At 62.3% G+C, this 12498-nt stretch carries 12 protein-coding genes; 5 read left to right on the top strand and 7 right to left on the bottom strand.

Annotated elements, in window-relative coordinates; genetic code table 11:
• Positions 1–4: 4 nt before the first annotated feature.
• The 7 genes from B4383_RS23920 to B4383_RS23890 all read right to left on the bottom strand — a co-directional run bounded on the left by B4383_RS23920 (position 5) and on the right by B4383_RS23890 (position 7235).
• Positions 5–1075 carry a PDR/VanB family oxidoreductase gene (locus B4383_RS23920; protein ID WP_078294155.1) on the bottom strand — a complete coding sequence of 357 codons (1071 nt, stop codon included), beginning with the start codon at positions 1073–1075 and terminating at the stop codon, positions 5–7.
• 53 nt (positions 1076–1128) lie between these two features.
• Positions 1129–2013 (bottom strand): metal-dependent hydrolase, encoded by an 885-nt coding sequence (locus B4383_RS23915; protein ID WP_078294157.1) that lies wholly within the window; start codon positions 2011–2013, stop codon positions 1129–1131.
• A gap of 4 nt (positions 2014–2017) precedes the next feature.
• Entirely contained in the window at positions 2018–2968 is a 951-nt protein-coding gene (locus B4383_RS23910) for an SDR family NAD(P)-dependent oxidoreductase (RefSeq protein WP_078294159.1), read from the bottom strand.
• A 10-nt stretch (positions 2969–2978) separates the two neighbouring features.
• Positions 2979–3899 carry an SDR family NAD(P)-dependent oxidoreductase gene (locus tag B4383_RS23905; protein WP_078294161.1) on the bottom strand — a complete coding sequence of 307 codons (921 nt, stop codon included), beginning with the start codon at positions 3897–3899 and terminating at the stop codon, positions 2979–2981.
• Entirely contained in the window at positions 3896–5467 is a 1572-nt protein-coding gene (locus tag B4383_RS23900) for an NAD(P)/FAD-dependent oxidoreductase (RefSeq protein WP_078294162.1), read from the bottom strand. Before B4383_RS23900 ends, B4383_RS23905 begins: the two co-directional genes overlap by 4 nt.
• Positions 5468–5496: 29 nt before the next feature.
• The gene (locus tag B4383_RS23895; protein WP_078294164.1) at positions 5497–6351 is read right to left on the bottom strand and encodes a metal-dependent hydrolase; all 855 of its coding nucleotides are present in this window, start codon (positions 6349–6351) and stop codon (positions 5497–5499) included.
• A 188-nt stretch (positions 6352–6539) separates the two neighbouring features.
• Positions 6540–7235, bottom strand: a complete 696-nt coding sequence (locus B4383_RS23890; protein WP_078294166.1) for a TetR/AcrR family transcriptional regulator — start codon at positions 7233–7235, stop codon at positions 6540–6542.
• 292 nt (positions 7236–7527) lie between these two features.
• Between B4383_RS23890 and B4383_RS23885 the strand changes: the two genes are divergently transcribed.
• The 5 genes from B4383_RS23885 to B4383_RS23865 all read left to right on the top strand — a co-directional run bounded on the left by B4383_RS23885 (position 7528) and on the right by B4383_RS23865 (position 12476).
• Positions 7528–8187, top strand: a complete 660-nt coding sequence (locus B4383_RS23885) for a TetR/AcrR family transcriptional regulator (protein ID WP_078294168.1) — start codon at positions 7528–7530, stop codon at positions 8185–8187.
• 349 nt (positions 8188–8536) lie between these two features.
• A complete protein-coding gene (locus B4383_RS23880; protein ID WP_078294170.1) occupies positions 8537–9499 on the top strand; it encodes an ABC transporter permease in 963 nt (320 codons plus the stop codon).
• Positions 9500–9501: 2 nt separating this feature from the next.
• Positions 9502–10380, top strand: coding sequence for an ABC transporter permease (locus B4383_RS23875; RefSeq protein WP_078294173.1), 879 nt, complete (start codon positions 9502–9504; stop codon positions 10378–10380).
• 3 nt (positions 10381–10383) lie between these two features.
• Complete coding sequence (locus B4383_RS23870; protein WP_078294175.1) at positions 10384–11466, top strand: MlaD family protein; 1083 nt, start codon at positions 10384–10386, stop codon at positions 11464–11466.
• Positions 11463–12476 carry an MCE family protein gene (locus B4383_RS23865; protein ID WP_078294177.1) on the top strand — a complete coding sequence of 338 codons (1014 nt, stop codon included), beginning with the start codon at positions 11463–11465 and terminating at the stop codon, positions 12474–12476. The genes B4383_RS23870 and B4383_RS23865 overlap by 4 nt, the downstream gene beginning before the upstream one ends.
• The last annotated feature ends 22 nt before the right edge of the window (positions 12477–12498 follow it).

Raw genomic sequence — 12498 nt, 5'->3', positions numbered from 1 at the left:
ATTCTCAGAAGTCCAGTACCAACCGCCCGCCGTCGGCACGAGATACGCATAGGAGCATCTGGCCTTCGGCGCGCTGTGATTCGGTCAAGAGGGTGTCGCGGTGATCGGGGTTACCCGAGAGCACCGTGACTTTGCAGGTGCCACAGAAGCCTTGCCGGCACGAGTGCGGTGTGCCGGGTCTGGCCGCGAGAACCGCGTCCAACGCACTGTTCTCGGGCCCGACATCCACTACGGGACCGCCCACGCCCAGCTGCATCTGGAACGGCAGCCCATTTTCGATCGGCGGCGCCGAGAATCTCTCGAAATGCAGCTCAGCGCCTGGGTATTCGGTGACCGCGTCGCGAATCACCTTCAACATGGGTCCCGGTCCGCAGCAGTACACCGCAAGATCAGGGTGCAACGGCGGCAGCAGATCGGCCGGTGTCGGCAACCCGTCCTCATCGTCGGTACGGATGGTGATCCGTTCGCCGTAGCGGGCCAGCTCATCGCGGAAGGGGATGGACTCCTTACGGCGCCCGGTGTACGTCATCGTCCACGGCAGCCCGAGCTCCGTAGCGACCGCCAGCATCGGCAGGATCGGTGTGATGCCGATTCCCCCGGCCACGAAGTGGAACTGGCGGGTACTGGCGTTCAGATGTCCGGTGGTCGCCAGCGGGAAGGCGTTCCGCGGCCCCTTGACCCCAAGAGTGTCACCGATACGCACACCGTCGTGCAGTTCGATCGATCCCCCGTTGCCACCGGGTATGCGTCGCACCGCAATCCGGTATTGGTACCGGTCACGCGGGTCACCGCACAACGAGTACTGGCGCACCGCACCCGAGGGCAACGTGACATCCAGATGTGCGCCGGGCCGCCACCTCGGCAACTCACCTCCGCCCACCGCACCGAGCGTGAAGGCCACCACGTCCTGGTCGGCAGCCACCACGGAACGTTCCCGGACAACCAGATTCAGCGACCGGTCCACCCATCTGGGTTGACGGACGGGCCCCAGCAGCGGGCTCAGCCGCAGCACGGCGGGCAGTGTCTTGCCCAAGGCCGCGACGGCGGTCGGCCCCACGACGTCAAGAACCTTCATGCCCCAGCCCAGGGGGTGGCGGCTCCTCGGGGTCGCCACCGGAAGTGCCCGCGTCATGCCACAGCCGCGGCTTTGGCGGCCGGAGACTTGGCCAGATAGGCAACCGCCTGTGCGGTGTCCCCGATGGATTCCGGACTAAAACCGGGCCGCAGGAAGCTCCTGAACCCCTCCCCCAGGACGCTCCATCTCAGGGTCGCGCCGCGCTTCATCGCCCTGTTGGTCTCTCGGAGCCATTGCGCCAGGCTCATCTTCGGCAGGTCTGGGTCGGCACGTGCGAGCAGCCAGCTGAGGAAGACCAGACCCACGGGGATTGTCGCGCAGGAGCCGACGAAGTACGCCATCATCCGGGGGCGCCCGACCCCGAGGTGCCGAGCAAGATCCCAAGCGACGCTGCGGTGTTCGACTTCCTCCGCACCGTGCCAGCGGAACATGTCGGTGATCACGGGATCGGCACCGTACTTTTCGAAATCATGGTTGAGCAGCCAGTCCCCTGCGGTGGCGGTCAGGTGCTCGATACCCGCGATGATGGCGATGCCCTCGACCATCACCCGGTACCTCACCTTGGGCGGGAGCCGGTCCGTCTGCTGCTTGAAGGTCGAAAGCACACGGTCGGTCAGTTCGTGCAGCGGCTGTGCATCGATACCATGCTGACCGAAGTACTCCAGCAGCGCTTTGTCGTGTGTATCGGAATGCAACTGCTCCTGACCGATAAAACCGATGACCGCCTCACGCAGCTTCTCATCCTTGATGTGCGGCAGTGCCCGTCCGAACACGTCGACGAAGAACAACTCGCCGGCGGGCAGCATGAAGTTCAGCGCAGAGAGCGCGTGCGAGGCCACCGGCTCATCCGGTATCCATTGCAGTGGCGAGTCCGAGAAGTCGAACGTAACGTTACGTGCGCGCAGCGCCACGTCCCCGATGTCTGCCGTGTCGTTCATCTGTCTACCTCCGTGCTGCCGTGGGCTTTCGGGCCACCTCGACGCCGCCCTGACGTGGAAGCAGATTCAGATCATCCAATTTGCCGAGGGCCCAGGCACCCCACCGCTCCGCCCGCTCGATCGAGAACGCCTGTGTGGTACGCCGGTTGATTCCCGGAGCGACTCGGCCCAGCACATATCCGAGCCATGCCTCGGTGCGCACCGGCACCACCGCAAGGTCGTACTTCACCGCGCGCATCACAGCGCGTGCCACCAAGTCCGGGCTCATCGGGGAGAACGGCAGGCCTGCTGCGAACTCCTGCACCCGGAGCATGATCTCCTTACCCCGATCGACCATCTCTTGGTCCACGCCCACGGTTATTCCGTTAAGCCCAATGTTGGTGTTGATGAAGCCGGGGCAAATGGCACTGACTCCAACACCTTTCGAGCCCAACTCCAACCGCAGGCATTCGGTCAGCATCTTCACACCCGCCTTGGACACCGAGTAGGGTGCCATCACCGGAGTCGGTGTGAAGGCCGCGGCCGAGGCGATATTGACGATATGCCCGCTGCCGCGTTCAACCATCTGCTCACCGAACGCCCGGCACCCATGCACCACGCCCATGAGGTTCACCGAGAGCAACTTGTCCCAGTCGGCCGGGCTGAGCTTCAGAAATGCCCCGCCCAAGGCGATTCCCGCGTTGTTGACCAACACATCGGCCACGCCATGATCGGCAAGCACGTCCCGCGCGAAGGTTTCCCACTGGTCCGGATCGGTGACATCCAGCTGCACCGCCGATGCCGTGTTGCCATCGGCGCGGATCATTGCTGTCGTGGCGCGCGCGGAGTCAAGATCCATATCGGAAACGACCACGTGAGCACCGTGTTTGGCGAATCGAACGGCTGTGGCCCGGCCGATGCCGCTGCCGGCACCGGTCACTACCACCAACTGGGGCTCGAGTTTGTTGAGTTTCATCGTGGTCTCCCTACTGCACGCTATCGACAAGAACCGGAGCCTGACGCTCGCTGCGTTTGGCCGCCGCACGCTCGCCCAGACGCTCGAATCTGTCGACGCCGAACGGAGCCATGAGTCGCCTGTTCACGGCCGGAAAAGCCCGCGACAGGACATAGCCCAGCCATGACTCGAGCTTCACCGGAACCACCACAAGATCCAGACGAACCGCGCGGGTGACTGCCCGTGCGACCAGATTGGGGCTCATCGGCGCCCAGGGCAGCTTCTCCGTGATCTCACGTAACCGCCGCATGCTCCGCTGGCTTACATCAACGATTTCCTGGTCGATACCCACCATGGTGCCGTGGATACCGATGTTGGTATTGATGAATCCAGGACATATCGCACTGACACCAACACCCTTGGGCCCCAATTCAAGCCGCAGACACTCGGTCAACATCTTGACACCGGCCTTGGACACCGAGTACGGCGCCATCACCGCGGTCGGCGTATACGCGGCTGCCGAGGCGATGTTGACGATATGCCCGCCGCCGCGTGCGACCATCTGTTCACCGAACACCCGGCACCCATGCACCACACCCATCAGATTCACCGACAGCTGTTTGTCCCAGTCTGCGGCGCTCAGCTTGAAGAACGGACCGCTGACCACAATCCCCGCGTTGTTCACCAGCACATCCGGAACGCCGTATTCGATGGACACGTAGCGGGCGACGTCCGCCCAATGGTCGGGGTCGGTGACATCAAGCTGCACCGCCGACGCGTTGCGCCCGTCCGCGTGGATCAGGTCCACCGTTTCATTGGCGGTGTCCAGATCCAGGTCGGTAACCACCACGTAGGCACCGCGTTTGGCGAATCGGATCGCGGTCGCCCGGCCGATACCGCTACCCGCACCGGTCACCACGACCAGTCGAGGCTCCAGCGCGTTGTTTCTCACGCACTCTCCCCGGAGATCGATGCCACGGTCTCGGGAACTACCGAACCCGTTGAGTAGCGGTATACATCAAGGTTGTAATGACGGTTCTGCCAATACATCTCGCCATGTGTCGTCGGCCGGAACGGCGAATCACCGTTTTGATCCAGGTAGTACGTGTTTGACCCGGCACACACATCGGTGAACAGGAAGTTCTTGTCCTGCCGCTTCAAACACTTCTGGAAGTACTCATCGTGGACCTCCTGCCGTATCTCACAGATGGTGGCGCCACGACGCTTGGTCTCGGCGATGGCTCGCGCCAGGTGCGCCGATGTCGCCTCGATCATCCAGAGATAGGACCCCAGCACGAATCCGTACGGCCCGGTAATGGAGAACATGTTGGGGTAGCCGGGCACCGAAACCCCTTGGTAGGACTGGAAACGGTGCTTGTCCCAGAACTCGCCGAGGTCCTGCCCGCTGCGACCGAGTACAGGAAACGGTGGCACCGAGCCCTTGTCCCACAGCTTGAATCCCGTCGCACAGATCAGCACATCAACCTCGTGCTCGACGCCGTCGACGGTGCGTACTCCGTGGGGTGTCACGCATTGGATCGATTCGGTGATCAGGCTGACGTCATCCCGGTTGAACGTCTTGAGATACTCGTTCGACATCGATGGACGCTTGCAGCCCAATCCGTACTGAGGGATCAACTTCTCCCGAATCACAGGATCATCGACCTGTTTGCGCATCCACCGGCGCATCGGCGCCTCGCCGGCGCGGCGCGCCGCGTTGATCAGCCACGCCGGACCTGCCACCGATCCGCTCATGGCAAGCTCGATCCCGACCGTCGCGACCGATCGGATGGCGGAGCGAATCTGCTTATTTCCCAGAATTACCCGGCCTAATGGGCCGATTTCGAGGTCCAATTTCGGACCAACCCAGATGGGTGTGCGCTGAAACACCGTGAGATGGCGTGTGTCGTCGACGATGGCGGGAACCAGTTGCAGTGAAGTCGCCCCGGTTCCAATCACCGCGACGCGCCTACCCGCAAGCGCCACATCGTGATCCCACAGCGCGGTATGCAGAAGCGTCCCGCCGAAATCGTCGACTCCCGGAATATCTGGCATCTTCGGACGTTCTAGGCCGCCGACCGCCATCACGCAGTATCTGGCGGTAATCTCCCTGCCTCCATCGGTGACTAACCGCCACAGACTGTTTCGTTCGTCGAATTCCGCACGGACGATGCTGGTCCCCAACCGCAGCTTCTCACGCAGTCCATACTTGTCCACCATGAAATCGGCGTAATGCTGCAATTCATCGCCCGGCGCGAACAGACGCGACCAATCGCCGCGCTGCTCGTAGGAGAAGCTGTACACCACCGACGGGATGTCGACCGCTACCCCCGGGTAGGTGTTCGCGTGCCAGGTACCACCCACCTGGTCCCATTTGTCGATGATGACGAAATCGTGGATACCTTTGCGTTGCAAAGAAATACCTGTCCCGATTCCGCCAAAGCCGGCGCCGATAACCGCCACCTCGTGGTCGGGTTGTTCCGGCTCAGCCGTCGTTGAATGCCGTGCGGCAGTGCTCACGGTTCGCGTCTCCTTTGACGTGTCGCGGGCTATTTGAGGTGATCGACGAGAAGGCCCTTACTACCGAAAAGCTCTTGCTGCCAACGGTCCAGCAGCTCCTCAGTATCGATGTCATCTGGATGGAAGCCGGGCCGCAGGTACTTGCGAACATCGCCCACGATCCCCTTGAACAAGGGTCCGCCGAAGAGCCCCCGCGCTTCGCGCAACAGCCGAAGTGGCTGGCGCCGCGCGACCGGGTCGGACAGCAACGAGCCGGCGAGAACGCCGAGCGTCAGCGGAGGGACGATGGTCATCGCGACGAGCATCAGACCGATCCGCATGGTCTCGGTACCGCCGACCGCGCGGTACACATCGAATGCCACCGACTTGTGCTCGAGCTCCTCCAAGGCGTGCCAGTTCAACAGATGCCACACTTCGGGATCACCCGGAATGGCCTGCACTTCCTCGCTACCCAGAGTCCGCTCGGCAAGGATCGCGGTCATGTGCTCGGCCATCGCCGTGAAGGCCAGGTGTGCGCGAGCGGGGAGCATATTCTCGAACCGGATCAACCGGTCAACCTGTTTCGGCGCATCCCACCATGCGATGGGGTAGCCCAGATCGATCAGCTTCTCGTTGACCCGGCGATGCTCTTGTCCGTGCACCGATTCCTGCCCGATGAATCCTGCGACGCGTTTTTTGAGCACCGGATCGGTGATCTGGTCGGAGAACCTACGCACCGAACGGATGAATCCCTCTTCGCCCGGAGGGAAGCCGCCGGACAGTCCGGCGACGAAATGGCTGTAGACGATGTCGTTTTCCACGAAGTACTTGTGGGCGTTGCCGTCGTCGCCGAAACGGAATCGGATCCGCCGGGTCTTGGGGTACGCCGCAGCTGGACTTGCCATTTCACCACTCCCTTGTGACGGAAAGTTACTAGTACTTGAAGTACTACCTTCAGTACACCATAAGACGACGGCGGCGCGGGGCGCAATACACCGCTGCGGGCGAAATGGATTTCAAGAGATCACCGGGTGGCCGACGAGCGACCCAGGGCGACAACGAAAGAAGGCGTCCCGCCGGGCAGGGCCAGAGGCTAGTCGACAGGCAGGACGATGGGATCGTCCGGATGCAGCTCGACACCACGAGCCTTGGCGGATGCCGCCAGCCCCCCCCACACATAGACCACCAGCTCATCGACGAGCATTTCCTTGCTGATGACCGGCTCGTCGAACCAGCGCAGGACCGCGATACCGGTGGAGGCCAGCATCGCATCGATCACATACTCGATGTGATCGGCGTTGCCACCGCGAGAACTGAATATCGAGCCCACCAGCTGGGCAATGGCGTCGGACAGCGGCCGCCCGCTCTCGATGAGCGATGTCGCATTCGCATAGTGGACACTCAGCAGAAAGCGCACCAGGTTGGGCTGCTCATCGACGAGGTCGACGTAACCGGCCATTCCCGAGCGGAAAAGCTCAAGCAGGCTCAGGGACAAGTCGATGTTCGACACCACCCGCTCGACAACCAACTCCTGAACACGCATCGCCACCGCGGTGAAGAGGGCTTCCTTGTCGGCGAAGAAGCGGTACAGCTTGGGCCGGGAGATACCCGCGGACTTGAGGACATCGTCGATCGAAAGATCCGGACCGAGCTCGTCGATCGCACGCAGAGTCGCTTCTACCAGCTCCGCGCGAACTTTCGCACGATGCTCACGCCACCGGTCGACGCGCGCATCACCGGTCAGCTCAGGAAGGCCGCGATCGGGATACACCTGCGTTGACACGCCCACATCGTAGACCGACTACCTGGGCCTCCGGTGCGCATAGCGCGACCCAGAAGAACCGAGAATCAACTGGGGCGCCCACGATGAGCAACCCCCATGAGGTGTACAGCAAACAATGCCGTCACGCCGACGGTATCGGCGACCCTAGAGAGAGGTATCGACCCCCACCTCCCCACCACGGCATATTTCTCCGGCCCGCAGTTCAGCTAAATGAAATGGTTGTGATCGCGCCCGAATGATGCGACGGCACGTTAGTGCATTTACCAACATATTTGCCATGAGTGGTTACTGTGTTCGCGTGGCCAGCACCAACGGAGGCCGGCGAGGGCCGGGCCGCCCGCCGAATCCGACGCGTGCACGCGAGCGTCAGCGCACCCTGACCGAGGCGGCCGCCCTGGAATTCGCCGAGAAGGGTTACCACAAGGCGAGCATCACCGACATCACCCAGCGCGCGGGCGTGGGGCGGGGCACGTTCTATCTGTACTTCGACACCAAACGGGACGCGCTGGACGCGGTGATCGACAGTTACTTCCAGAGAACGCTCGCGGCGGTGAACGACACCAGCGACCTGTTGGGCAATGCGGGTGACTTCGACCAGCATCTGCGCACGGTATTCACTCGGCTATTCGACATGCTGGATAACAGTCCGGAGATCGTGCAGGTCATCCTGCGTGAAGGTCTGCTCGACTCAGCAATGACGAAGCGGATGTTCGGCATCCTGGACCTCATCGAGTCCATCAACATCACCATCATCGAGCAGGCCCGCACGGACGGTGCCATCACCTTGGCCGTCGACACCGAATTCCTGGCGCATGCCATCACCGGGTTGTCGATGGCCGCCACGCTGAAGGCCATCCGAGGCGAACTGGCGGGGGACGCACGCGAGGCGTACATCGGCTCATTCATCGAGCTGGTGCGGTCGGTGACCACCGCCCCTCCCACGCTCGCAAATTCTTGACAATTCCCGTCCCAAGATCGTGAACCTCCGCTAGCCTCTGCCCTAGCCAATAAACTGAACACTGAACCAGTGAATTGCTAGAAGGCCGGGTCGGGGGACCTCCGACAGCCTCGCCATGACACCGCCCCGACCAGGACGCGTCACATATCTACCCGCGTGGGCACATGCTGCAACCTGATCAACGCGGTAACCCCGCGCTTGACAGGGGCCATGGCCTACACCACACTAAGCCACCGACTGTGATGTGGGGTACTAGATACCCACTGTTACACAGCTGTCCATTAGACGGTCCGTCCATCGAGGTCAGCCTCGAAATGCAAAGCCAAAGGAGCCGCTCTTGAACTCAGCCATGAGTCAAATAGCGGCCGAGGCGCACCCAGAGTCCGTCGCGGACGAGTGGGGCCAATCCTCCGATGTTGAATACGGCAGCAAATCCACCGTCGACAGCCCAGCCTCTTCGGGATCGGGCGGCGGCTTCCAGCTACTCAATCGGGCCCCTCGACTTGTCCGGCGCCCCGTCGAATATGTGGTCTCCCAAACCGATTCGATGCTGAAAACGTTGGGCCGCTATGTCGATCTGGTGGCGCAGTCCTTCGCGTTTCTGGTGAGCGACATCGTCCGCCTGCGTCACCCGTGGCAAGACACCGTCATTCAGTCCTGGTTCATCCTGACAGTCACGGTTGTTCCGGCGATCCTGGTGTCGATCCCCTTCGGTGTGATCGTCGCCGTGCAGGCGGGCAGCATCATCTCGCAGGTCGGAGCATCGTCCATCTCCGGTGCCGCCGGTGGTCTGGGCGTCATCCAGCAGGGCGCCCCCATCGTCGCCGCGTTGCTCCTCGGTGGCGCTGCGGGTTCCGCAGTCGCCACCGATCTTGGCGCCCGCAGCATCCGCGAGGAAGTGGATGCCATGCGGGTGATGGGCGTCAATCCCATCCAGCGGCTGGTGACGCCCCGACTGGCGGCGATTCTGTTCGTTTCACCACTGCTGTGCATCTTCATCATCTTCGTCGGAATCTTCGCCGGTTACCTGGTCAACGTCGGTTTTCAAGGCGGTACCCCCGGCAGCTACCTGTCCTCGTTCGCCGCGTTCGCGAACGTCAATGACGTCACGGTCGCGGTTCTCAAGACCTGGCTGTTCGGCGTGGTGGTCATCCTCGTCGCCTGTCAGCGCGGCCTAGAGGCCAAGGGCGGCGCGCGGGGAGTCGCCGATGCGGTGAACGCCACCGTCGTGATCGGTGTGGTCACGGTCATGGTGCTCAACACCGTGATCACTCAAATCGTCGCGATGTTCATGCCGTCGAAGGTGGGCTGACAGTGGCCACCTCCCGTCCCTCGCGGTACTTCCCCGACGAACTACCCCCGGTCGCGCGGTCCATCTGGAACTTCACCAAGGGCGCGGGTGGCTCCGCCGAATATCTCGGCCACCAGATCACCTTCGTCGGCCTGGTGCTGGCCGCCATACCGCAGACCATCAAGCGCTACCGACGCCAAACCGGCATCTTGCTCGTCGACATGACCTGGGGCAACGGCTCGATCATCGTCGGCGGCGGGGTGATCGGCGTTCTGGTTTTCATGGGGATCGCGGTCGGCGCGTCGGTCGGCATCGTGGGCTTCTCGACCCTCGACATGGTGGGCATGGGTTCGCTCACCGGATTCATCTCCGCCTATGTGAACACCCGGGAAATGGCCCCGATGATCGCCGCGATCGGGTTTGCCGCACAAGCGGGATGCCGCATGACCGCCGAGATCGGGGCCATGCGCATCTCTGAGGAGATCGACGCGCTCGAGGCGCAGGGCATCCGGTCCATCCCGTTCGTGGTCACCACCCGCGTGATCGCCGGAATCGTCATCATCGTTCCGCTGTACGTACTGACGCTGCTGCTGGCCTATGGTTCCTGCGCGTTCATGGTGTTCTTCGTCCACAACCAGTCGCAGGGCGTGTATAAGCACTACTTCGACTCATTCGTGCACCCGATTGACGTGCTCTATTCGGTGATCAAGGCCGTGGTGTTCGTCGTCATCATCATCGCCATCCAGTGCTATCAGGGCTACTACGCCGATGGCGGACCCGAGGGCGTGGGTATGGCCTCCGGGCGCGCCATCCGGGCCTCGCTGGTCGCGATCGTTCTCTTCGACATGCTTCTCACGTTGCTCTTCTGGGGCAACAATCCTGGAATTCAGATATCGGGGTAACGGGTGGCCATCTATAAAGATCCCAGCGGACGGTCCGCAGGTCCAGGCGCCCTCAAGGTGCGCGGACTTGCGCTGGCACTTGTGGTCGCCGCCGGCGGCTATTCGCTCTATCAATCCGGCATCGGCAGTTATGGCGAGCCCTTCGAGCTCACTCTGATTACCAATACCATTGGTGAGGGCATGGGCCCCGGTGGCGAGGTGAAGTACCGCGGCTACAACATCGGCAAGGTCAAATCCCTGCAGACCACCGGGTACAACAAGCAGCGGATGACGGTGACCCTCGACGGTCGGCAAGCCAAGGCCCTCGCGGCCGATACCACGGCGCGATTCACCTCGTCGAACATCTTCGGCACCGCCGCCGTAGAGCTCGTCAGTAACGGCGTCGGCGAACCGCTGAAACCCGGTGGGGTGCTGGAGATCAGCAGTGACGTCGAGGCGGCATCCATCACCGGATTTCTGCGCATGGGTCAGCGGCTGGGCTCGATCCTGGACAGCCGCGAATTCAACGCGATCATCGCAACATTCGAGCGGCACGCCGACCTGACCGGCCCGGTCGTGAAATCCTTCTGGGACTTGTTCGCGATGATCGCCGATTCTCAGACAGTGCCCTTCTCCCAAACGCTGGCGGTCATGGCCTCATTGATCGAGGGCGCCAACGAATTTGCGCCCGTCATCGGGTCCACCAACAAGCTGCTCGACAGCCTTACCTTCATGGTTGCTCCGAGTGACACCGAGCGGGCCACCGCCGCGATCAATGGGCTGACGAACCTGCTCAAGGGAATTGGCGACGGACTTCACGACAACAACGATTGGATCGTTCCCTTGGTTCGGTCGCTCTTGGATCTGGCCATCCCATCCACCTACTTCCTGGGCAGCCTCGCCCCGGCGTACGACAGGCTCAACGGCCTGCTCGACCGAACAACCGCCGCCTTCCCCGTCGACAACGGCAAGGTACGCCTCAACGTCCAGCTGATCATGGACACCGCGCCAGGGCTCGCCGCGGCAATGCCGATGGCGCCCGATGGCCGGGCCGCTTCCACGGTCACCGGACCCGTGCCCGGGCCAACCTCTGGAGGACCGCGATGAAACGGATTGCATTTCTGATGGCCGGCCTCACCGCGACAGTCGCAGTAGCCGTGGTGCTGACCCTGATCATCGTGAACGCCCTGCGCACACCAGTCAACGGCCCGGTGCGGCGCTTCGATGCGCTGTTCACCGACGCCTCGGGGTTGATCATCGGCAACGACGTACGCATCTCAGGAGTGCAGGTCGGCAAGGTCGAGAGAATTCATCTCGACGGCAAGAACGCGCGGGTGACGTTCAATGTGCTGACAGACCATCCGCTCTACCAGAACACCACCATCGCGATCCGGTATCAGTCGCTGGTCGGTCAACGGTACGTCGAGATCGCCCAGGCACCAACACCCAGTGCGCCCCTGGCGGCCGGCGCGACCATACCGCTCGGACAGACCATCCCCTCATTCGATATCGCCAAGCTGTTCAACGGTTTCCGGCCCATATTCCAAACATTGGACCCCGCCCAGTTCAACAGATTGACCGAGAACATTCTGCAGCTCATCCAGGGTGACGAGCGCGGAATAGGGCCGATCCTGCGTGATATCGATGCCGTCCTCAAACTCTCGGTGGACCGCCAGGCCGCCCTCCAGGCCATCGTCACGAATCTTGGTGATATCTCGAAGGACCTCGGCGGCACTTCCGACCAGCTGTTCTATCTGGTCAACGATCTCAACGACGTGCTGGCCCCGTTCGAGCAACAGGCCGACGAATTCAATAGGGCCGGCAAGGATGCACTGCCCATATTGCGCAGAGCAATCAGCCTGCTGCGGTACATCGAGAACACGGTCGACGGCGCCCAGCTACCCCTGTATGACGTGGCGAGCCGCACCACCCCGGGGACCCCGACCATCATGGCGGGTCTGTCGTTGATCCCCGACCTCGTGCAGGGCATGCGCGATGCACTGATCGAAGAGAAGACGGCGCCCCCCACCGCCTTCGAGTGCAAGAACGGCGTGGTGAAGATGCCCGGAATCGGTGAGGTGTCCTTCGCCAATCAGGATCTGGTGGTGTGTCAGTGAACGCCCTCGTGCGAATTTTCGC

This window comes from Mycobacterium sp. D16R24 (assembly GCF_002013385.1).
Classification (GTDB): Bacteria; Actinomycetota; Actinomycetes; order Mycobacteriales; family Mycobacteriaceae; genus Mycobacterium.
This window is presented reverse-complemented; position numbering and strand designations above follow the sequence as displayed.